Source organism: Roseburia sp. OM04-10BH (assembly GCF_003462605.1).
Taxonomy (GTDB): Bacteria; Bacillota; Clostridia; order Lachnospirales; family Lachnospiraceae; genus Roseburia_C; species Roseburia_C amylophila.
The window spans coordinates 100,418-123,007 of sequence record NZ_QTZI01000003.1; the positions used below are offsets into that span (position 1 = coordinate 100,418).

24 protein-coding genes are annotated in these 22,590 nt (G+C 40.2%); 22 read left to right on the top strand and 2 right to left on the bottom strand.

What is annotated here, in order from left to right; all coding sequences use genetic code 11:
- Positions 1-77: 77 nt before the first annotated feature.
- The 12 genes from DXB43_RS04350 to DXB43_RS04405 all read left to right on the top strand — a co-directional run bounded on the left by DXB43_RS04350 (position 78) and on the right by DXB43_RS04405 (position 11,805).
- Positions 78-1,514 (top strand): acyl-CoA carboxylase subunit beta, encoded by a 1,437-nt coding sequence (locus DXB43_RS04350; protein WP_117946905.1) that lies wholly within the window; start codon positions 78-80, stop codon positions 1,512-1,514.
- Positions 1,515-1,527: 13 nt separating this feature from the next.
- On the top strand, positions 1,528-2,262 hold the full coding sequence (locus DXB43_RS04355) for an OadG family protein (protein WP_117697185.1): 735 nt from the start codon (positions 1,528-1,530) through the stop codon (positions 2,260-2,262).
- Positions 2,263-2,290: 28 nt separating this feature from the next.
- The gene (locus tag DXB43_RS04360; protein ID WP_117946906.1) at positions 2,291-2,653 is read left to right on the top strand and encodes a biotin/lipoyl-containing protein; all 363 of its coding nucleotides are present in this window, start codon (positions 2,291-2,293) and stop codon (positions 2,651-2,653) included.
- A gap of 10 nt (positions 2,654-2,663) precedes the next feature.
- The gene (locus tag DXB43_RS04365; protein ID WP_117697187.1) at positions 2,664-3,815 is read left to right on the top strand and encodes a sodium ion-translocating decarboxylase subunit beta; all 1,152 of its coding nucleotides are present in this window, start codon (positions 2,664-2,666) and stop codon (positions 3,813-3,815) included.
- A gap of 10 nt (positions 3,816-3,825) precedes the next feature.
- On the top strand, positions 3,826-5,244 hold the full coding sequence (locus DXB43_RS04370) for an oxaloacetate decarboxylase subunit alpha (protein ID WP_117946907.1): 1,419 nt from the start codon (positions 3,826-3,828) through the stop codon (positions 5,242-5,244).
- 240 nt (positions 5,245-5,484) lie between these two features.
- Positions 5,485-6,126, top strand: coding sequence for a hypothetical protein (locus DXB43_RS04375; protein WP_117841009.1), 642 nt, complete (start codon positions 5,485-5,487; stop codon positions 6,124-6,126).
- Between the two features lie 73 nt (positions 6,127-6,199).
- Positions 6,200-7,129: a MurR/RpiR family transcriptional regulator gene (locus DXB43_RS04380; protein WP_022243732.1), complete on the top strand. Its 930-nt coding sequence runs from the start codon at positions 6,200-6,202 to the stop codon at positions 7,127-7,129.
- On the top strand, positions 7,122-8,357 hold the full coding sequence (locus tag DXB43_RS04385) for an NAD(P)/FAD-dependent oxidoreductase (protein WP_117946908.1): 1,236 nt from the start codon (positions 7,122-7,124) through the stop codon (positions 8,355-8,357). The genes DXB43_RS04380 and DXB43_RS04385 overlap by 8 nt, the downstream gene beginning before the upstream one ends.
- Before the next feature lie 36 nt (positions 8,358-8,393).
- The gene (cmk, locus tag DXB43_RS04390; RefSeq protein WP_117946909.1) at positions 8,394-9,059 is read left to right on the top strand and encodes a (d)CMP kinase; all 666 of its coding nucleotides are present in this window, start codon (positions 8,394-8,396) and stop codon (positions 9,057-9,059) included.
- A 1-nt stretch (position 9,060) separates the two neighbouring features.
- Entirely contained in the window at positions 9,061-9,939 is an 879-nt protein-coding gene (gene ispH, locus DXB43_RS04395; RefSeq protein WP_022243735.1) for a 4-hydroxy-3-methylbut-2-enyl diphosphate reductase, read from the top strand.
- The gene (gene rpsA, locus DXB43_RS04400; protein WP_117946910.1) at positions 9,920-11,011 is read left to right on the top strand and encodes a 30S ribosomal protein S1; all 1,092 of its coding nucleotides are present in this window, start codon (positions 9,920-9,922) and stop codon (positions 11,009-11,011) included. The genes ispH and rpsA overlap by 20 nt, the downstream gene beginning before the upstream one ends.
- Before the next feature lie 20 nt (positions 11,012-11,031).
- Positions 11,032-11,805, top strand: coding sequence for a CheR family methyltransferase (locus DXB43_RS04405; protein ID WP_022243737.1), 774 nt, complete (start codon positions 11,032-11,034; stop codon positions 11,803-11,805).
- Positions 11,806-11,928: 123 nt separating this feature from the next.
- Here the strand turns inward: DXB43_RS04405 and DXB43_RS04410 are convergent, their stop codons facing one another.
- Positions 11,929-13,035: a ribonuclease H-like domain-containing protein gene (locus DXB43_RS04410; protein WP_117946911.1), complete on the bottom strand. Its 1,107-nt coding sequence runs from the start codon at positions 13,033-13,035 to the stop codon at positions 11,929-11,931.
- Between the two features lie 196 nt (positions 13,036-13,231).
- Between DXB43_RS04410 and rsxC the strand changes: the two genes are divergently transcribed.
- From rsxC to DXB43_RS04445, 7 genes are all read left to right on the top strand, one after another.
- Positions 13,232-14,560: an electron transport complex subunit RsxC gene (gene rsxC / locus DXB43_RS04415; RefSeq protein WP_117946912.1), complete on the top strand. Its 1,329-nt coding sequence runs from the start codon at positions 13,232-13,234 to the stop codon at positions 14,558-14,560.
- A gap of 21 nt (positions 14,561-14,581) precedes the next feature.
- Complete coding sequence (locus tag DXB43_RS04420) at positions 14,582-15,529, top strand: RnfABCDGE type electron transport complex subunit D (RefSeq protein WP_022243740.1); 948 nt, start codon at positions 14,582-14,584, stop codon at positions 15,527-15,529.
- The gene (locus tag DXB43_RS04425) at positions 15,522-16,130 is read left to right on the top strand and encodes an RnfABCDGE type electron transport complex subunit G (RefSeq protein ID WP_117841015.1); all 609 of its coding nucleotides are present in this window, start codon (positions 15,522-15,524) and stop codon (positions 16,128-16,130) included. The genes DXB43_RS04420 and DXB43_RS04425 overlap by 8 nt, the downstream gene beginning before the upstream one ends.
- A complete protein-coding gene (rsxE, locus tag DXB43_RS04430) occupies positions 16,130-16,852 on the top strand; it encodes an electron transport complex subunit RsxE (protein ID WP_022243742.1) in 723 nt (240 codons plus the stop codon). Before DXB43_RS04425 ends, rsxE begins: the two co-directional genes overlap by 1 nt.
- A gap of 14 nt (positions 16,853-16,866) precedes the next feature.
- Complete coding sequence (gene rsxA / locus DXB43_RS04435) at positions 16,867-17,442, top strand: electron transport complex subunit RsxA (protein WP_022243743.1); 576 nt, start codon at positions 16,867-16,869, stop codon at positions 17,440-17,442.
- 13 nt (positions 17,443-17,455) lie between these two features.
- Positions 17,456-18,247 (top strand): RnfABCDGE type electron transport complex subunit B, encoded by a 792-nt coding sequence (locus DXB43_RS04440; protein ID WP_117946913.1) that lies wholly within the window; start codon positions 17,456-17,458, stop codon positions 18,245-18,247.
- A gap of 82 nt (positions 18,248-18,329) precedes the next feature.
- The gene (locus DXB43_RS04445) at positions 18,330-19,724 is read left to right on the top strand and encodes an MATE family efflux transporter (RefSeq protein WP_117946914.1); all 1,395 of its coding nucleotides are present in this window, start codon (positions 18,330-18,332) and stop codon (positions 19,722-19,724) included.
- 12 nt (positions 19,725-19,736) lie between these two features.
- On the opposite strand, the gene DXB43_RS04450 is transcribed toward DXB43_RS04445, so the two are convergent.
- Positions 19,737-20,768, bottom strand: a complete 1,032-nt coding sequence (locus DXB43_RS04450; RefSeq protein ID WP_243006640.1) for an FAD:protein FMN transferase — start codon at positions 20,766-20,768, stop codon at positions 19,737-19,739.
- Positions 20,769-20,942: 174 nt separating this feature from the next.
- On the opposite strand from DXB43_RS04450, the gene proB reads away from it, so the two are divergent.
- Genes proB through DXB43_RS04465 form a run of 3 tightly spaced genes read left to right on the top strand, consistent with a single transcriptional unit; the run spans position 20,943 to position 22,588 of the window.
- Positions 20,943-21,797: a glutamate 5-kinase gene (proB, locus tag DXB43_RS04455; RefSeq protein WP_117946916.1), complete on the top strand. Its 855-nt coding sequence runs from the start codon at positions 20,943-20,945 to the stop codon at positions 21,795-21,797.
- 4 nt (positions 21,798-21,801) lie between these two features.
- Positions 21,802-22,029 (top strand): DUF896 domain-containing protein, encoded by a 228-nt coding sequence (locus DXB43_RS04460; protein ID WP_117946917.1) that lies wholly within the window; start codon positions 21,802-21,804, stop codon positions 22,027-22,029.
- Positions 22,001-22,588, top strand: a complete 588-nt coding sequence (locus tag DXB43_RS04465; RefSeq protein WP_117946918.1) for a 5-formyltetrahydrofolate cyclo-ligase — start codon at positions 22,001-22,003, stop codon at positions 22,586-22,588. The genes DXB43_RS04460 and DXB43_RS04465 overlap by 29 nt, the downstream gene beginning before the upstream one ends.
- The last annotated feature ends 2 nt before the right edge of the window (positions 22,589-22,590 follow it).

A 22,590-nucleotide genomic window follows, 5' to 3' on the forward strand; every position in this document is an offset into this window, starting at 1 on the left:
GAAAAGTTTTGGTCAATGTACTACAATTACCCTAGCGAAAAATTTTATTTTTTCTAAAATAGATGGAGGACTAAGAGATGAGCAACAGAAGTAATAACTTAGCAGAACAGAGAATTTGCCGTTTGCTGGATGAAAACAGCTTTATGGAAATCGGTTCTCTGGTAACCGCAAGAAATACGGATTTTAATCTGGCAGATGAAGCTACGCCATCAGATGGTGTCATTACCGGACATGGTCTGATTGATGGTAATCTGGTATTTGTCTACAGTCAGGATTCTTCCGTATTAAATGGAACAATTGGCGAGATGCATGCAAAGAAAATTGCAGCTGTTTATGACAGAGCAATGAAGATGGGTGCACCGGTAATCGGACTTTTGGATTGTGCCGGAGTTCGTCTTCAGGAATCAGTAGATGCTTTGAATGCATTAGGAATGATTTATGAAAAACAGGTTATGGCATCCGGAGTAATTCCACAGATTTGTGCTGTATTCGGCAACTGTGGCGGCGGACTTACCGTAGTACCTGGATTATGTGATTTTGCATATATGGAAGCTGATAAAGCCAAAATGTTTGTAAATGCACCAAACGCAATCGAAGGAAATTACGTTGGAAAATGTGATACTTCTTCTGCAGATTTCCAGAGCACAGAGACCGGCATCATTGATATGGCAGGTTCTGAAGAAGAAATCTTTGCACAGATTCGTGAACTGGTCTGCATGCTTCCGGCAGATAACACAGAGAATGGTTATATGGAAGACTGTGAAGATGATTTGAACCGTGCATGCGAAAATGTGGATACCATGAAAGGCGATCCTCGTTTCGTATTAAGCGAGATTTCTGATAATCACAATTTCTTAGAGACAAAGAAGGATTATGCAAAGAGCATGGTAACCGGATTCATCCAGTTAAACGGACTGACTGTCGGTGCTGTTGCTAACTGCACAGAAGAATATGATGAAGAAGGAAAGAAAGTCGCAGAGCATGATGCAGCACTTTGTGCAAAAGGCTGTGAAAAAGCTTCTGAATTCATCCAGTTCTGTGATGCATTTGATATTCCTGTATTATCTCTTACCAATGTGGCTGGATTTACAGCAACAAAATGCAGCGAAAGAAGACTTGCAAAAGCTCTGGCTAAACTTACATATGCATTTGCAAATGCTACCGTTCCTAAGGTTAGCCTGCTTACCGGTAATGCTTACGGAAGTGCAGCAGTAATGATGAACTCCAAAGCAATCGGTGCTGACCTTGTATACGCATGGCCGGATGTTAAGACCGGTATGATGGATGCACGTCTTGCAGCAGAGATTATGTATGCAGACGCTGATGCGGACAAGCTTGCTGAGAAAGCAAAAGAATATGAGGCATTACAGTCTAACGTTGTAACTGCAGCTAAGAGAGGATATGTAGACTTGATTATTGAGCCTGCTGATACCAGAAAATATCTTGTAGCAGCTTTTGAAATGCTGTTTACAAAACGTATGGATACTCCATATAAGAAACATGGAACAAAATAGAAAGGTGAATCTTATGAAGAAAAAATTGTGGATGCTTGTATGTGTTTGTCTGCTTGCATTTTCTGTTACGGCCTGTGGTAAGACAGATCAGACTTCAATAACATTCAATGGAGGCACCTATGACCAGTGGAAGGATACAGTACAACAGACAGTACAGCAGATAACTACTGTGTCAGAAGCTGATATTGATAATGCTCTTTCTTCCATTTCAGAGAAGAGCGATGCAGTAAACTACAACTTCTATAGCAGTTGGAAAGAAGCTGTTGCTGACGAAGGAGATTTCCAGGGATTTGGTGACTTTACCATGACAGAGTCAAATAAGACAATGGTAATGGAACAGACATTGAATTATACCAACCGTGATTTGAGTTTTACTGTTGTATTTGATACAACTACAGACACACCGGAACTTACCAGTATGACATTTGACAAGGTATATTCACTTGGCGAGAAAATGGGCAAAGCCGGAATGAATACACTTATGGGCATGGGTACCGTATTTGTAATCTTAATTTTAATCAGTATTATTATTTATGCATTCCGTATCATTCCTTATTTACAGAATAAGAAAAAGAATGCGGCTGATGCAACTGCTGCAAAAGAAGATAAAGTAGTAGAACAGATAGCTCAGAAAGAAGAGCTGGTTCAGGATGATTTGGAACTTGTTGCAGTTATCTCTGCTGCAATTGCGGCAGCAACAGGAAGTTCTACAGATGGATTTGTAGTACGTTCCATTAAGAGAAGATAGTTTGAAGAATAATTAGGAGGATATAAAGATGAAAAACTATACAATTACAGTAAATGGAAATGTTTATGATGTTACCGTAGAAGAGAACGGAGCATCTGCACCTGTAGCTGCACCAAGAAAGGCAGCAGCTCCTGCAGCAAAAGCAGCAGCACCTAAGGCAGCAGCCGGAGCAGGAAGCATTAAGATTGAAGCCGGAGCAGCCGGAAAAGTATTCAAGATTGAGGCTCAGCCTGGAACAGCAGTAAAGAAAGGTGATGCAGTTCTGATTCTTGAAATTATGAAAATGGAGACTCCTGTTGTTGCACCGGAAGACGGAACAGTTGCAAGCATCGAAGTTGCAGTTGGTGACAGCGTAGAAGCAGGAGCATTACTTGCTACAATGAACAACTAGGAGGAAAATTATGTTAAGTTATGTTGGAGACACAATGAGTAACCTCCTGCATCAGACTGCATTCTTTAACCTGACCTGGGGTAACTACCTTATGATTGTAATTGCCTGCGTATTCTTATATCTGGCAATCAAGAAAGGTTATGAACCTCTTCTTCTGGTTCCGATTGCATTTGGTATGCTTCTGGTTAACATTTATCCGGACATTATTGCAAGTCCGGAAGAGACCAGCAATGGTGTCGGTGGTTTACTTTATTATTTCTATACTCTGGATGAGTGGTCAATCTTACCTTCTCTGATTTTCCTTGGAGTTGGTGCGATGACAGATTTTGGCCCTTTGATTGCAAACCCAATCAGCTTCCTTTTAGGAGCAGCAGCACAGTTCGGTATTTTCGGAGCTTACCTGCTTGCAATTCTGATGGGATTCAATGACAAGGGAGCAGCAGCCGTATCTATTATCGGTGGAGCAGATGGTCCGACCTCTATCTTCCTTGCCGGTAAATTAGGACAGGCTGCATTGATGGGACCGATTGCGGTGGCAGCATATTCTTATATGTCTCTGGTTCCGATTATTCAGCCGCCAATTATGAAACTGTTTACAACAAAGAAAGAACGTGCAATCAAGATGGAGAACCTTCGTCCGGTATCCAAACTGGAGAAGATTTTGTTCCCAATCGTAGTTACTACAATTGTATGTCTGATTCTTCCGACAACTGCTCCGTTGGTTGGTATGCTTATGCTTGGTAACCTCTTCCGTGAGTCTGGTGTAGTCAGACAGCTTACAGATACAGCATCCAATGCTTTGATGTATATCGTAGTTATTCTTCTGGGTACTTCCGTTGGTGCATCTACCAGTGCAGAAGCATTCTTAAATTTCAGTACACTTAAGATTGTTGCTCTTGGACTGATTGCATTTATGTTTGGTACTGCAGCCGGAGTCCTCTTTGGAAAACTGCTTTGCTGGATTACCAAAGGAAAAATTAATCCGTTGATTGGTTCTGCCGGAGTTTCCGCTGTGCCTATGGCTGCGCGTGTATCGCAGAAGGTCGGTGCAGAAGAAGACCCGACAAACTTTTTACTTATGCATGCAATGGGACCAAACGTTGCCGGTGTTATCGGTACAGCAGTAGCTGCCGGTGTATTTATGGCAATCTTTGGTATATAGGAGGATAGAAATGTCAGAAGAAATGAAAAAACCTTTAAAAATTACAGAAACTGTTCTTCGTGATGCACATCAGTCTCTGATTGCAACCAGAATGACAACAGAACAGATGCTTCCAATTATCCCGAAAATGGATGAAGTTGGATATTATGCAGTAGAGTGCTGGGGCGGAGCAACATTTGATGCCTGCCTTCGTTTCTTAAAAGAAGATCCATGGGAGAGACTTCGTAAATTAAGAGATGGATTTAAGAAAACAAAACTTCAGATGCTGTTCCGTGGACAGAATATCTTGGGATATCGTCCATATGCAGATGATGTGGTTGAGTATTTCGTACAGAAGTCCATTGCAAACGGAATTGATATCATCCGTATTTTTGACTGCTTAAATGATGTTCGTAACCTTCAGACAGCAGTAACAGCATGTAACAAAGAAAAAGGACATGCCCAGGTTGCATTATCCTATACATTAGGTGATGCTTATACCTTGGATTACTGGATGGAAATGGCAAAGAGAGTAGAAGACATGGGTGCTGATTCCTTATGTATTAAGGATATGGCAGGACTTTTGGTTCCTCAGAAAGCAACCGAACTGATTCGGGCTCTGAAATCTTCAACCAGCCTTCCAATCGAACTGCATACACATTATACTTCCGGTGTTGCTTCCATGACATACATGAAAGCAGTAGAAGCTGGATGTGACATTATCGATACCGCAATGTCACCATTTGCACTTGGTACCAGCCAGCCTGCAACCGAAGTTATGGTAGAAGCATTCAAGGGAACACAGTATGATACTGGTCTTGACCAGAACAAACTGGCTGAAATCGCTGATTACTTCCGCCCAATGCGTGAGGAAGCATTAGACAGCGGCCTGATGAATCCAAAGGTACTTGGTGTTAATATCAAGACTTTGTTATATCAGGTACCGGGTGGAATGTTATCCAACCTGATTTCCCAGTTAAAAGAGCAGGGACAGGAAGATAAATACGAAGAAGTACTGGCTGAAGTACCTCGCGTTCGTAAAGACCTTGGTGAGCCACCACTTGTTACACCTTCTTCCCAGATTGTTGGTACACAGGCTGTATTTAACGTATTAATGGGTGAGCGTTACAAAGTTGCTACCAAAGAGACCAAGGATATTCTTCTTGGAAAATATGGTCAGACTGTTAAACCTTTCAATCCGGAAGTTGTGGATAAGGTTCTCGGTGCTGACAAAGATAAGGCAATTACCTGCCGTCCGGCAGACTTACTTGAGCCTGAACTAGATAAGATTGAAGCTGAAATGAAACAGTACAAACAGCAGGATGAAGATGTATTATCCTATGCATTATTCCCACAGGTTGCTACTGAGTTCTTCAAATATCGTCAGGCACAGCAGACGAAAGTTGATACAACAATTGCAGATACAAAGAACGGAGCATATCCGGTATAGGGTACCTTGCTATCTATAGCAGTAAAGAAGCGGCTACAGACAAATATGTCTGTAGCTGTTTTCCTTTTGATTGGTATAATGGAATATCAGAATTACATAAAAATTCTATGGACAAGAGGACAAAAGATTGCTATGATGAAGTCATGATTTGTCATGGGGTAGACAATTTTAATTGCAAAGCATTTGAAAATATTGTGGCAGTTCTTTCACGGTATTTGGAGAGGAAAAAGGTGAAGGACAATGAAACTGTATGAATTGGGGACAGGGGAGCCGGTGCAGGTGCTGGTGAAAGTGGAGAATGCTTCAGCAGAATATGATAGTACAGTTGCTTTTGGAAAAGAAGGCATTTTATTAATTGAGCCAATACGTTATGATGGAAAAATTATTAATTTTTCCGGAGATAAGGTGCATATCAGTGTAATTTATATGGAAGATGGAATCAAACCGCTGATATGGGAGGGGTGCAGAATGCAGACCGTCCAGGCAGGAAAAGAAAAATATCATGCAATTGTATGCAAGCGTGAAGGAATAAAATGGAACCGCAGACAGGCGTATCGCCAGTATCTGGGACTGGATGGAATGTTGTCCATTGACAGTACCAGAGCAAATCGTTCTGTGGTTGTGAAGGATATCAGTGCTACCGGAGTGTCATTTGTGGGGATGCCGGATATGAATTATCTTTCCATGGGACCGTTTCATTTGACGTTTGAAGATAAAGCAAGCAGGCTTAAAGTGCAGTTATCCGGTATGGCTGTTCGTCAGGAGCCGGTAGATGAAACGAAAGTGATTGTAGGATGTACGGTAAAGCAGGCAAATCTCGACTTGGGGACTTATGTCGCCTCCAAGCAGAAGCAGGAAATTGCCAGACGACATGGAAACTGACGAAAATCCTGCAAAAAGATGTTAAAACGACATAAAAAATGCAAAATATTTGTAGAATCGAGAAGAAGGAACTATGAATGGGAATACCAATGATTTGACCAGTCGAATCAACGAATGTTATGGAAGTTTAAGCAAAGGACAGAAAATATTAGCAACCTATATTACGGATAATTATGATAAGGCGGTATTTCTTACGGCAGCAAAAATGGGACAGGTAGTAGGTGTGAGCGAATCGACTGTAGTACGATTTGCTACACATTTAGGCTATAAGGGTTATCCGGAATTTCAGAAGGCTTTAGAGGAGATGGTTCGCAATAAGCTCAACTCCATTCAGCGTATGGAAGTGACTTATGGAAGAATCAGCCAGTCGCATATATTAGAAACGGTATTGCAGTCGGATCAGGAGAAAATTAAGGATACCTTGGAACATATTGATGAGCATGCTTTTGAACTGGCAGTAGATACCATTATCAAAGCAAAACATATTTATATTGTTGGAATACGAAGCTGCGCTCCACTGGCAGCTTTTATGGCGTTTTACTTTAATCTGATGTTTGAAAATGTGACATTGCTTCAGACCAATAATTCCAGTGAATTATTTGAACAGATGGTGCGAATCAGTAAGGATGATGTCATTATCGGAATCAGTTTTCCAAGATATTCCATGCGTACCTTAAAGGCAATGGAATTTGCCAATAACCGGAATGCAAAAGTAATTACATTAACAGATAGTGTGCATTCCCCAATGAATTTATATTCTTCCTGTAATCTGATTGCAAGAAGTGATATGGCATCTATTGTGGATTCTCTGGTGGCACCGCTTAGTGTTATCAACGCACTGATTGTTGCTCTGTGTATGAAGAAGCAGGGTGAGGTTGCCAAGACATTGGAGACCCTAGAGGATATCTGGAATGAATATCAGGTATATGAAAATGATGAAATTAATTATATTGATGATAAAATCAAAATGAGATATGCCAAATTAGGAGATGCAGATGAGTAAGGTACTTGTAATCGGTGGTGGACCGGCGGGCTGTTTTGCAGCAATTGCTGCGGCAGAGCAGGGACATCAGGTCGTATTGTTAGAACGCAATGAGAAAATCGGGAAAAAATTATTCATTACCGGAAAAGGAAGATGCAACCTTACCAATGCATGTGATACGGAAGAACTATTTTCAAACATTCCAAGGAATTCCAAGTTCTTATACAGCGCAATCTATTCTTATGACAATTTCCGGGTCATGGATTTCTTTGAACAGAATGGAACACCGGTAAAGGTGGAACGGGGAAACCGTGTATTTCCGGTATCAGACCATTCATCGGATGTCATTGCAGCCTTAAAACGCTCCCTGAATGCACATAAAGTAAAGATTATGTATCATACAACGGTAGAAAAACTTATGGTATCGGAGAATTGTGTACATGGAGTAATTACTGCAGAGGGAAAGAAAATGCCGGCAGATGCAGTAGTTATTGCAACAGGTGGCTGTTCTTATGCATCTACCGGTTCTACCGGGGATGGTTATCGTTTCGCAGAAGCCTGCGGACATACCATAAAAACCTGCAGTCCATCCCTTGTGCCTTTTAACGCAGAAGAGGAATATGTCAAAGAATTGCAGGGGCTATCGTTGAAAAATGTAAAGGCGAGCATTTATCAGGGCAAAAAGCTTTTGTATGAAGCTTTTGGAGAAATGTTATTTACCCATTTTGGCGTAAGTGGACCGCTGATGTTAAGTGCCAGCAGCGTGGTAAATGATGCAGTAAGAAAACAGCCGCTGCAATTATATATTGACTGGAAACCGGCACTCTCGGAAGAACAGTTAGATCACAGAATTTTAAGGGACTTTGAAGAAGCAAAGAACCGGCAGGTGATTCATGGAATTGAAAAATTATATCCGTCCAAATTCCTGCCGATTATTTTAAGACTTGCTAAGATTCCAGCAGAAAAGCGTGTCAATGAAGTAACCAAAGAGGAACGGCAGCGACTGGTGGACTTGACAAAGAAGTTCCCGGTTACATTGACTGGTTTACGGGGCTTTTCGGAAGCCATTATTACAAAGGGTGGTGTTTCCGTAAAAGAAGTAAATCCATCGACCATGGAATCAAAATTAACAAAGCATCTTTATTTTGCCGGAGAGGTATTGGATTTGGATGCATTTACCGGCGGCTTTAATCTGCAGATTGCCTGGTCTACCGGATATCTGGCAGGAAGCAGTATTGGAAATGAATAAAGAGAATAAAAAAGCAGAAAAATCGGAGGATAAAAAATGAGCTTTAATATAGCAATTGACGGACCGGCAGGAGCCGGAAAAAGCACTATAGCAAAACAGCTTGCAAAGGAACTTTCTTTTATATATGTAGATACAGGAGCCATGTATCGGAGTATGGCATTGTATTTTATGAGAAATGACATTGCAAAGGAAGATGAGGCAGCAATTTCAGATGCCTGTAAAACCGTGGAAGTATCTATTGCCTATGAGAACGGAGAACAGCAGGTGCTTTTAAACGGTGAGAATGTCAGCAAAGAAATCCGGAAAGAAGAAGTTGGAAAAATGGCATCTGCCACCAGTGTTTATAAGGAAGTCCGCAAAAAACTGGTTGAATTACAGCAGAAGCTTGCAGCAAATAAAGATGTTATCATGGATGGAAGAGATATCGGAACCTGTGTGCTGCCGAATGCCCAGGTAAAGATTTATCTTACTGCAAGTGTTGAAACAAGAGCCGAGAGAAGATATCAGGAATTGCAGGAAAAAGGTGCTGCCTGTGACTTGGAAGTGATTAAAAAAGATATTGCGGACCGTGATTATCAGGATATGCACCGGGAGATTTCACCATTAAAGCAGGCAGAAGATGCCATTCTTGTAGATTCTTCGGATATGGGAATTGAAGAAGTGGTAGAAACCATCAAAAATATTTATAGGGAAAAATGTTAATATGAAAAATGTCAGAGTTGCAAAAAGTGCAGGTTTCTGCTTTGGCGTAAAGCGTGCAGTAGATATGGTTTATGCACAGCTTGAAACAAACGATGAAACAAAGGATGGAATAAAAGACCCGATTTATACTTACGGACCGATTATTCATAATGAAGAAGTGGTAAAGGATTTAGAGGCAAAGGGCGTAACCGTAATCCATGATATTTCAGAAATAGAAGAATCAGAAAAAGGAACCATCGTCATCCGTTCCCATGGTGTAGGCGAAAAAATATATCAGACATTAGAAAATGCCGGTTACCATATCGTGGATGCCACCTGTCCTTTTGTAAAGAAGATACATCGTCATGTACGGGAATATGGAGATGCCGGTTATCATGTTGTAATTATCGGAAATGCCAGCCATCCGGAGGTAGAAGGAATCCGTGGATGGGGAAATGAAGAGGAAATTACGGTAATTGGAACGAGGGAAGCAGCAGAAAATTTCCGGGTTTCAGCAGGAAAAAAGGTTTGTATCGTATCACAAACGACATTTAACTACAATAAATTTCAAGAATTAGTTGAAATTATAAATAAAAAAGGTTATGATATAATTGTTTTAAATACAATCTGTAATGCAACGGAAGAGCGGCAGACCCAGTCGAGGGCTTTGGCAAAAGAAGTTGAAGCGATGATTGTGGTTGGTGGGAAGAGCAGTTCTAACACACAGAAGTTATTTGAAATATGTAAAAACGAATGTGCAAATACTTACTATATACAAACCATAGATGATTTGGATCCGGCAGTGCTTCGGACCATTGATAACGTAGGTATTACCGCAGGGGCATCTACCCCAAATAAAATTATTGAGGAGGTTCAAAATAATGTCAGAAATGAGTTTTGAACAAATGTTGGAAGAATCTTTTAAAACAATAAGAAATGGAGAGGTAGTCGAAGGCGTCGTTATCGGTGTTAAGCCAGATGAGATCATCCTTAATATTGGATATAAGTCAGACGGAATTATTACACGTAATGAATATACGAACGAAGCAAATGTAGACCTGACCACCGTTGTATCCGTAGGTGACACTATGGAAGCCAAAGTTTTAAAGGTAAATGATGGAGAAGGACAGGTACTTCTTACTTATAAACGTCTTGCTGCTGAAAAAGGAAGCAAGCGTTTAGAGGAAGCATTCAACAATCAGGAAGTGCTTACCGCAAAGGTTACACAGGTATTATCCGGTGGATTAAGTGTTGTAGTTGACGAAGCAAGAGTATTTATTCCTGCAAGCCTTGTATCAGATACTTACGAGAAAGATTTATCTAAGTATGAAGGACAGGAAATTTCATTTGTAATCACTGAGTTCAACCCAAGAAAGAGAAGAATTATTGGTGACAGAAAACAGCTTTTAGTAGCAGAGAAAGCTGAAAAACAGAAAGAACTCATGGAGAGAATCCATGTTGGTGATGTTGTAGAAGGTACAGTAAAGAACGTAACAGACTTTGGCGCATTCATCGACCTTGGTGGAGCAGACGGACTGTTACATATTTCTGAAATGTCCTGGGGACGTGTTGAAAGTCCTAAGAAAGTATTCAAAGTTGGCGATACTGTAAAAGTATTCATCAAAGATATCAATGAGAGTAAGATTGCACTGAGCATGAAATTTGAGGATGAGAATCCTTGGAATAATGCTGCAGAGAAATATGCAGTAGGTAATGTGGTAACAGGTGTTGTTGCAAGAATGACAGACTTTGGTGCATTCGTAGAATTAGCTCCTGGAGTAGATGCATTACTTCATGTATCCCAGATTTCTAGAGAGCATGTTGAGAAACCTTCTGATGTATTAAAAGTAGGTCAGGAAGTAGAAGCTAAAGTAGTTGACTTTAATGAAGAAGACAAGAAAATCAGCTTAAGCATGAAAGCACTTCTGCCAGAAGAGGAAGCTGATACAGAAGAAGTTCCTACAGAAGAATAATAAGGTAGGAGGTAGCATATATGTTTGAAGGCTATGAAAAGTTTAAAAAAGATATATATGCAATGACCACGATTGACTTAAACGCTTACAAAGAGAAACAGATGCGTCGTAGGATTGACAGCCTTTTGGTAAAGAATAAGGCTCAGTCCTATGATGAGTATGTACATCTGCTTCATACAGATAAAGAGAAGTTTGACCAGTTTATTAATTTCCTGACTATTAATGTTTCAGAATTTTACCGGAACCCGGAACAGTGGAAGTTTTTGGACGAAGAGGTTTTCCCGGCACTTATAAAACAGTTTGGCAGCAATTTGAAAATCTGGAGTGCAGCGTGTTCTACCGGAGATGAGCCATACTCTCTTGTAATGGCTTTATCAAAGCATGTTCCGCTGAACCAGATACATATAATTGCTACTGATATTGATAAACAGGTACTTGAGAAAGCAAGAGTTGGACTTTATAACGAAAAGAGCATTGAATCTGTACCGGATGATTTGAAGCGTAAGTATTTTACACAGGTAGGAAAATCCTATAAGATTTCCGATGAAATCAAAAAGCATGTAGAATTTCGGGAACATAATCTTTTGCGGGATCCATATCCATCAGGTTGTCATTTGATTGTCTGCAGAAATGTAGTAATTTATTTTACAGAAGAAGCAAAAGACGAGATTTATCGCAAGTTCTATGATTCTTTGGCAAAAGATGGAATGTTATTTATCGGAAGTACAGAGCAGATTATGAATTATCGTGAGTTGAATTTAAAAAGGCATCAGTCATTTTTCTTTCAGAAATAATAATGACATAGTAAAGACCTCGTTCTCAAAATTGGGAAAGAGGTCTTTTTTTACAGGAAATTGCTTTCCTGTAAAGTAAAAAACGCTCCGCGAGGATGCACACTGCGGCGTATAATGTAGGTATCACTTAATTTTCTTGTTTTTTATAGCGTCTAACAAGTGGTTTACATAACTATGAATAAGCTCCGGAGATGAAAGAAATTTTTCCGTAAGTTCAAAGTAAGAAATTTTTTCCTTATAGTCGTGTTTAAAAGAAGGAGAAATAAGCTCTTCGTACTGTGGAAGAAAGCTTCCTTCATGCCGGGTATAGCAGGTGGCAGCGGTAGCCTGTCTGCGGTGTTCTTTATCGACATATGATGCTACACTTTTGTGCATTGCAGTATCTTCAGCCGGAAGATAATAATAATCCTTATAATTTGGAAAGAAATATTTCAGGGCATCCTCTTCTAAACGGACGGAGAGGGTGCATTTTTTGCCCTTTGCATAGAAATAAACAGAACCTATGCGGCAGGAAATATGCTTTGGAAATGGAAATTCCGGCTCAATAGAAAGAATCAGTTCTTTCTTTTTCTGTTGCTTATAATCTGTATATTCAGAAACAGAAGCACTGCAGGATAAATACTGTCCGTAAAACAGATGGACATAGGATAAGACGGGAAGTAATGCAGGCATATCCAGAACATCTTCGTAGTTGTGGAGCAGAAGAATTTCCAATTTATCCGGACGTGGTTCCTTGGTATACGAATGATAGATCTCAATCAATTCACCGCCGGAATATAAGTCATCCCTGCCAATACCAAGAAAAGCTTCGATGGTCTTCTGCTTGTAATTTGGCAGCTGGAGAATATGCTTTATCTGGGAAATTGATTTGAAAATATCCACATAAGTAAAATCAGCAAAGTGCTCGTTACATCCATAAGTATTGCATTTCGCTTTCAGATAAGGAATATCAAAGCCGATTCCATTGAAAGTGATAATTGTATCAAAACCGTCTAATAGCAAAAGAAACTGCTCAAGTACTTCTTTTTCTTCTTCCGGTGTTTCGGCAAAAAACTGTTTGATATAAAGCATCTGTTCTATGTGATAGGCACATCCAATCAGATAAAGACTGGTATGAGCCGGGGAAAATCCGGTAGTTTCGATATCGAAAAAGACAGAGGAAGCAGTGAATATTTCCTCATCTAAATTCGAAGCCGGACTATATGGAATTTCATGTACAATTGTTTTCATATCTGTCCTCCTGTCATTTTTTTATTATACACGATATGTTGGAAAAAAGTAATCATTCCTTGTTTAAAATCGACAAAAATATTGAGAAAAAATCTTTTTAGTGTGTCAAAAAATCCTAATTTGTGTTATAATACATTTTATGTTAAACGCATTGCATATGCAGTGCAATACTATCATAGAAAGAGGGGCACATAAGATGGGTTTAATGACATTTAAAGGTGGCGTCCATCCTTTCGAAGGAAAGGATTTATCAAAAGATAAGCCAATACGTGAATTATTACCCAAAGGTGAACTGGTATATCCGTTATCGCAGCATATTGGAGCACCGGCAACACCAATCGTAGCGGTAGGAGATTCCGTTTTGAAAGGGCAGAAGATAGCAGAAGCAGGCGGCTTCGTATCTGCACCAATCCATGCGTCCGTATCCGGAACTGTTAAGAAAATTGAGCCAAGAAGAGTTCCAACAGGTGATATGGTGAACTCCATTGTAATTGAAAGCGATGGTGAATTTAAGGAGGTAGAGTATCAGGCAGTAGAAGACGTCAGTGCTCTTTCCAAAGAAGAAATTATTAACCGTATAAAAGAAGCGGGAGTTGTTGGTATGGGTGGAGCAGGATTCCCAACCCACGTAAAATTATCTCCGAAGGAACCGGAAAAAATCGACTATATTATTGCCAACTGTGCAGAGTGTGAACCATATCTGACATCTGATTACCGCATCATGTTAGATCACACGGAAGAACTGGTAGAAGGCATGCGTATCATTCTCAGTATGTTTGAACATGCCAAGGGTGTATTTGCAGTCGAGAATAATAAACCGGATTGTATCGCAAAATTATTAGAATTAACGAAAGATGAGCCTCGTATGGAGGTCGCACCTCTTATGACAAAATATCCACAGGGTGGTGAACGTCAGCTTATTTATGCAGTAACCAAACGTGCAATTAATTCCAAGATGCTTCCGGCAGATGCAGGATGTATCGTAGATAATGTTGCAACCATGGTTGCCGTATACCATGCAGTAAAAGAAGGAAAACCTGTTACAAGCAGAATCTTTACAGTTACTGGTGATGCAGTAGAAGATCCGGGTAACTTTGAGTTCTTAATCGGAACCAGTTTCCAGGAACTTTTAGATGCTGCCGGTGGATTTAAAGAGCAGCCGGAGAAAATTATTTCCGGTGGACCAATGATGGGCTTTTCCATGTTCGGATTAGATGTGCCGACAACCAAGACTACCTCGGCACTCCTTTGTATGACCAAAGATGAAGTGGCAGAAGCAGATGCAGATGCAACAGCATGCATCAATTGTGGTCGTTGCGTAGAAGCATGTCCGGAACAGATTGTTCCATCCAGATTATCTAAATTCTCAGAGCATGGAGATATGGCAGAATTTGAAAAATGGCATGGTCTTGAGTGCGTGGAATGTGGAAGCTGCAGTTTTATCTGCCCGGCAAAACGTCCGTTAGCACAGCTTATTAAGGCAATGAAAAAACAGGTTCTTGCTGAAAAGAAAAAAAATAAATAACAAAGAAAGAGGTGGACTATTGTGAGTGAGTTATATCATGTATCATCATCACCACATGTACGAGCCAAAGATACAACAAGCAGAATCATGCTTTATGTAATTATAGCTCTGCTTCCAACAAGTATATTTGGTATTGTTAATTTTGGATATAAAGCAGCAGTATTGATTTTGGTATCTGTTGCAAGCTGTATTGCATCAGAGTGGATTTTCAATCTGATTGTACATAAGAAGAATACCGTCAGTGATTTAAGTGCGGTAGTTACCGGACTGTTACTTGCATTAAACCTGCCGGCATCCCTTCCATGGTGGGAAGCTGTAATCGGCAGTGTATTTGCAATCGTTATTGTTAAAATGATGTTTGGCGGACTGGGACAGAACTTTATGAACCCGGCACTGGGTGCAAGATGCTTTTTACTGATAGCATTTGCCGCAGACATGACAAACTTTACCGTAGATGGATATTCAGGAGCAACTCCACTGGCTCTGATCAGAGAACAGGGCGTTGGAGCTGTTAATACCATGAATATGTTAATTGGTAAGACAGCCGGAACCATCGGAGAGACATCCGCTATTGCTATCTTAATTGGAGCAATGTTCTTAATCCTGATGGGTGTCATTACACTTCGGATTCCGGGAACCTATATCATTACATTTGTAGTATTTATCAGCTTGTTCGGCGGACATGGCTTTGACATCGACTATATCGTTGCTGAGCTTTGTGGTGGTGGATTAATGCTTGGTGCATTCTTTATGGCAACCGACTATGTAACATCACCGATCACACCGAAGGGACAGATTTTATATGGAATTCTTTTAGGTATTCTTACCGGATTATTCCGTATCTTTGGAGCAAACGCAGAAGGTGTATCCTTTGCAATTATTTTAAGCAACCTTCTGGTTCCTATGATTGAAAGGATTACAATTCCAAAGGCCTTTGGACAGGTAAAGGAGGCAAAGCAGCATGAATAAGAAGATTGTACATGACGCGTTGATTTTAACCGTATTTACCGTAGTAATCGGATTTATTCTCGGACTGGTATATGAGATTACCAAGGATCCGATTGCAAAGGCAGAAGAGGCAACTGCACAGGCTGCATACAAAGCAGTGTTTGAAGATGCAGATTCTTTTTCCACCTATGATTTTGATGCAGAAGCCGCAGCCAGCCTGTTAGAGCAGAATGGTTACAGTGATGAAATCAATGGTGTGCAGGAAGCATTAGATAAAGATGGCAATGTATTAGGCTATGTGATTACTGTAACAGCTAAAGACGGAAGCCAGGGTAATATCACATTTTCTGTTGGCATAAAGAATGATGGAACCGTAAACGGCTATTCCGTTACCAGTATGTCAGAGACACCTGGACTTGGAGACAAGGCAAAGACAGAAGACTTCTCCAAACAGTATAAGAATAAGAATGTAGACAGCTTTACCGTTGTGAAACAGGCACCATCTGCTGATAACGAGATTGAAGCAATTTCCGGTGCAACCATTACATCAAAAGCAATGACCAATGGTGTAAATGCCTGCATTACATACTTCCAGAATGAATTGGAAGGAGGCGCTGAATAATGAATAAGTATTTAGAACGCGTATATAACGGATTGATTAAAGAAAATCCTACCTTTGTACTGATGCTTGGTATGTGTCCGACACTGGCAGTAACAACATCAGCAATGAATGCACTGGGAATGGGATTATCTACAACAGTGGTATTGATTTTCTCTAACCTGTTGATTTCCTTATTCCGTAAAGCAATTCCAAATGGTGTCAGAATGCCGGCATACATTGTTATCGTAGCATCTTTGGTAACCATTGTAGAATTTATTATGAAGGCTTATACACCGGCACTGGCTAAACAGCTTGGTGTATATATCCCTCTTATTGTTGTTAACTGTATTATCCTTGGACGAGCAGAAAGCTATGCATCTAAAAATCCACCTGTATTGTCTATCTTAGACGGTGTTGGTATGGGACTTGGATTTACCTTCGGATTAACCTGTATCGGTATTGTCCGTGAGATTTTAGGCGCAGGACAGTTGTTTGGATTCCAGATTCTTTCACTGAAATGGTATACACCAATCAATATCTTTGTTATGGCACCGGGTGCATTCTTGGTACTGGCATTCTTAGTTGCTTTAATGAGTATTGTTCGTCAGAAGATGGAAGCAAAAGGCAAACCACTGGCAGAGCCTGCCGGCTGTATCAGTGGAGACTGTGCCGGATGCAGCATGTCTGCAACCTGCAGCGAAAAAGAGAAGAAAGCTGCAGATGCAGAGGAAAAAAGTGAATAGGAGGAATATGACAGATGCAGACATTATTATTGATTGCAATTGGTTCAGCCATTGTAAATAACGTAGTATTAAGCCAGTTCCTTGGTATCTGTCCTTTCTTGGGTGTATCAAAGAAAACAGAGACCGCCGCTGGAATGGGTGGAGCCGTTATCTTTGTCATAACGATATCCTCCTTTGTTACCTCATTGATTTATAAGTTTATACTGATTCCGACGGGAACACAGTATTTACAGACTATTGTATTTATTCTTGTAATCGCAGCGCTGGTACAGTTTGTAGAAATGTTCTTAAAGAAATCCATGCCTGCTCTTTATAAGAGCCTTGGAGTGTATCTTCCTTTGATTACAACCAACTGTGCAGTATTAGGTGTAGCACTTACCAACGTAACCAAAGAGTATGGTATCTTAGAGGGCGTTGTAAACGGTTTTGCAACCGCATTTGGATTCTTTATTGCTATTACAATTATGGCAGGAATTCGTGAAAAAATTGAATATAATGATATCCCTAAGCCATTTAAAGGAACAGCAATTGTATTAATTACAGCATGTTTGATGTCCATTGCATTTATGGGCTTCTCAGGAATGATTTAGGAGGAAAGAAAAGATGAGTGTACAGGCAATTATTATTGCAGCCGTTATTGTAGGCGGCGTAGGACTTTTTATTGGATTTTTCCTCGGCGTTTCCGGAGAAAAGTTCAAAGTAGAAGTAGATGAAAGGGAAGAAGCAATTGTTGGTGTTCTTCCTGGAAATAACTGTGGTGGTTGTGGTTATGCCGGATGTTCCGGTCTTGCAGCTGCTATTGTAAAAGGTGATGCCCCGGTCAATGGATGTCCTGTTGGTGGTGCGCCGGTTGCAGCAAAAGTCGGTGAAATCATGGGTGTTGCTGCAGAAGAAGGCACAAAGCAGGTTGCCTTTGTAAAATGTGCAGGAACCTGTGAAAAAGCCGGTCATGATTATGAATATACCGGAGTAGAAGATTGTGCTGCTATGGCATTTATTCCGGGCGGCGGAGCAAAGAGCTGTAGCTATGGCTGCCTTGGCTTTGGAAACTGTGTAAAGGCATGTCCGTTTGATGCGATCCATGTTGTAGACGGTATTGCAAAGGTGGATAAGGAAGTATGTAAGGCATGTGGAAAATGTGTTGCAGCCTGTCCGAAGCACTTGATTGAGCTGGTACCATATGAAGCAAAGCATCTGGTACAGTGCAGTTCCAAGGATAAAGGCAAAGACGTTATGAAAGCCTGCTCCGTAGGTTGTATTGGCTGTCATCTCTGTGAGAAGAACTGTCCAAATGATGCAGTTCATGTCGTAGATAATGTGGCTTATATCGACCAGGAGAAATGTACCGGATGTGGCATTTGTGCCGAGAAATGTCCGAAGAAGATTATTTTATAATCGTTTCTGTGATAGAAAGAACGGGATTGTCATTGATTTGGCAGTCCCGTTTTGCGTAGTTGATGTTATATGAGGATTGGATATGAGAAAATTTAGAGAAAAGTATATTGGAAATAAAGATTTTTATAAAATGGTTCTGATGGTAGCTATTCCAATTATGATACAGAATGCCATCACTAACTTTGTGAGTCTTTTGGACAATATCATGGTAGGACTGGTTGGAACGGAGCAGATGTCCGGTGTCGCAATCATCAATCAGTTGATGCTGGTTTACAATATCTGTATTTTTGGAGCAGTATCAGGTGCAGGCATTTTTGGGGCACAGTTTTATGGAAAAGGGGACCATAAAGGAGTGCGGAATGCCTTCCGTTTTAAAATTGTAGCCTGTGGTTTCTTAGCAGTCATATGGATGCTGATATTTGGCTTTGCAAATGAACCGTTAATTCGGCTGTTTTTGCATGAAGGAGGAAGCACGGGAGATATTGAAGCTACATTATTGTATGCAAAACAGTATTTACAGACGGTAATGCCATCCATGGTTCCTTTTGCATTGATTCAGGCATATGCCCAGACATTACGTGAAACAGGAGAAACGGTTCTTCCGATGAAAGCCGGAATTGCTTCTGTAGCAGTAAATCTGATGTTTGACTATGTATTAATATTTGGTGCATTTGGACTGCCTGCATTAGGAGTAAGAGGTGCAGCGGCAGCAACCGTATTGGCAAGAGTTGTGGAATGCGTTATTGTTGTCTTGTGGACCCATGCGAGAGCAGATAAGAATCATTTTATTGTAGGAGCTTACCGTGATTTTAAAATACCGGGAACACTGGTACGACAGATTATCATAAAAGGAACACCATTGCTTTTAAATGAGACTTTATGGGCTGGAGGAATGGCAGTCCTGATGCAGTGTTATTCCACAAGAGGTCTTGCTGTTGTAGCTGGATTTAATATATCAAATACAGTAGCCAATCTTTTTAATGTTGTATTTATTGCGTTGGGAAGTGCGATATCCATCATTGTAGGACAGCAGCTTGGTGCTGGTAAATTGGAAGAGGCGGTGGATACGGACCGCAAGATGATTGTATTTTCTGTATTTTGTTGTTTTGTTATAGGAGCCTGCATGTTTGCGATTGCTCCGTTCTTTCCAAGAATATACAATACGACAGAAGAAGTACGTGGACTGGCAAAACAATTTATCCGGATTGCATCAGCCTGCATGCCGTTATATGGATTTATGCATGCAACCTATTTCACACTGCGTTCCGGTGGCAGGACAGTCATTACCTTCCTTTTTGACAGTGTCTATATCTGGGTGGTAGATATTCCACTGGCATTTGTGTTAACCAGATTTACAGGACTTCCGATTGTATCTATTTATTTATCCTGTCAGTTAATAGAGATTATAAAATGCATCATCGGATATGTTATGGTAAAGAAGAAAATCTGGGTCAACAATATGGTTATGGAGCATTGACAGGAAAAAGGCTTACATTTCATGAAATGGAATATTGCTGCCGATGCCGGAAGTGGTATGAAGTTCGTAATTGTCGGTGATAAAAATGGCTTCCGTGTCATCCAAGGATTCTATCAGCTTCATGCCGTCCTCTAATCCTAAAGCAAAACAGGTGGTGGAAAGTCCGTCACCATCTACGGATTTCGGACAGATAATGGTGACACCCAGCAGGTTATTGTCATAAGGATAACCGGTTTTCGGATTTAAAATGTGGTGATAGAAGTTATCACCCACATAGAAATAACGTTCATAAACACCGGAACTTACTACCGTTTCATCAGAGACTTCAACACTGGCAATGGCAGTGCCGTCATCGGAAAATGGTTTCTGGATACCGATATTATAGTTGCTTCCATCTGGTTTATCACCCAGCGTAAGGACATTGCCTCCAAGGTTAATCATGCCGGAGGTAATGTCTTTTTCATTTAAATAATCTTTCATTTTATCAGCAATATAACCTTTGGCGATGCCTCCCAAGTCAATCATGGCATCCGGATTGGAAAGACTAACTTCGTTTCCATTAATAACAATCGCATGATAGTCGATGGTGGAAAGTGTGGCTTCAATATCAGATTCAGATGGAACCGTACCGCTGTTATTTGGAAAGTCCCAGAGGGAAGACAATTTACCAATGGTGATATCGAACTGTCCCAGGCTTAAATCACCATAATAAATACCTTTTTGTAATAATTCAATCGTATCATCATCCACAGTAACCGGTGTGCCACCAGCATTGTTTATTTTACTGATATCGCTGTCTGCGATGGTATTGCTGAAAAGGTTCTCATAATGGGAAGCAAGCTTGAAGCAGTCATCAATATAAGAAGCATTTTCTTCTCCATATAGTGTAATGGTAATGACTGTATTAAAATAAAAATCAGATTTGGAAACAGGTTCTTTGCTGCGTCCGCATCCCACGAAGGAGAAGGAGCAGAAGAAGAGAAAGAAAGCAAGTAAACTGCAGGCTAATTTATAAGAAAATATCGTCTTTTTTGTTTTCATCATGTATACTCCGGTTCTTTTAAAATCATATAGCACAAGCATAGCACAAGGAAGATAAAATTTACAGATGATTTTTTTCGAAAGGTATGATAAAGTATAAAATGTATGCATATTAATAAAAAATTATAACCGGCATTCAGATAGTGAATATGCCGTAGATGATTAAGAGGCGGAAAAATGGATACACAGTTGCGTGAAACATTAAAGAATAAGAAGCGTGTAATTGTAAAAATCGGTTCTTCATCTCTTTTACATGAAGAGACCGGAAAATTAAATCTTTTAAAACTGGAACGTTTGGTAAGAGAATTATGTGATATTAAGAATCAGGGCATGGATGTATGTCTGGTCAGCTCCGGGGCTATTGCAGTAGGAAGACAGTCCATGGGATTCAAAGAAAGACCGGAGAAAATAGCTGTAAAACAGGCATGTGCGGCAGTGGGACAGGCGAGACTTATGATGACTTATCAAAAGCTTTTTTCAGAGTACCACCAGAATGTGGGACAGGTTCTTATGACAAAAAAAACTATGGTTGATAACGTGTCGAGAAAAAATGCCCAGAATACTTTTGAAGAATTGTTTGAAATGGGAATTATACCAATTGTAAATGAAAATGATACCGTATCTACTTATGAGATGCAGTTTGGTGATAACGATTCCCTGTCGGCTATTGTAGCCTCATTGGTAGGAGCAGATTTGTTGATTCTTTTATCTGATATTGACGGGTTGTATACGGATGATCCGAGAAAGAATCCAAAAGCAGAATTGATACCGGTAGTAGAAAAAATTGATAATCGGATTGAAAACATGGCAGGAGATACAGTAGGTAGTGATGTTGGTACCGGTGGAATGACCACCAAATTAACGGCAGCAAGGATTGCAACCTTATCCGGAGCAGATATGATTATTGCCAATGCAAAGGATGTGGGAGTTCTGCATCAGATTTTCGAAGGAAAACCGGTGGGAACCTTTTTTAAAGCCAATAAAAATGATGATTTCTATATTGCAGATTATGTAGAAGAAAGCATGGGGTAAAAAGATGATTGAAAATACAATAGCAAGAATCAATGAATTATATCATAAATCTCAGAAAGAAGGACTGACACCGGAAGAAAAGGAAGAACAGGCAGCACTTCGCAAGGAATACATAGCAAGTGTAAAGCGGAATCTGAAGGGACAGTTAGATAATATTGATATGGTAAATGCAGATGGAACGGTAACCAATCTGGGAGAAAAATATGGAAACAAAGGCAAGCATCAGAACTAAGTATAAGACACTGCGAAATGCAATGCCGGATAATATTGTAAGAGAAGAATCCCAAAGGATTTGTCAGAATATCAGTACCTGGGAAATCTTTCAGAAAGCAAAAAATTGTTTCTTTTATTATCCCCTTGGGAAAGAAGCTTCTTTATTGCCTTTTTTTAAAGAAAGTATTCAAAAAAGAGCAGCTTTTCCCCGGGTACGTGGAGAAGAAATGGACTTTTGTGAAGTCAATCGTACAGATGATTTTCAGGAAGGGTATTTTCATGTGATGGAGCCAAAGGATGAGATACCGGCGATGGATTTAGCAGAACTTGAGCAGGAGAAAACAATTGTATTCACACCGGGACTGGTCTTTGATATTAACGGTGGAAGAAGCGGATATGGTAAGGGCTTTTATGATCGTTTTTTTCAGAAATATAAGAAAGTAACCCGGGTTGGAATTGCATTATCCTGTCAGCTTGCAGAACAGGTACCTATGGAGGCTTATGATATTCTGATGGATTATCTTGTAACACCGGAGAAGATTTATAAAGTAACGGATAACAGAGACGAAAATAAGTAGCA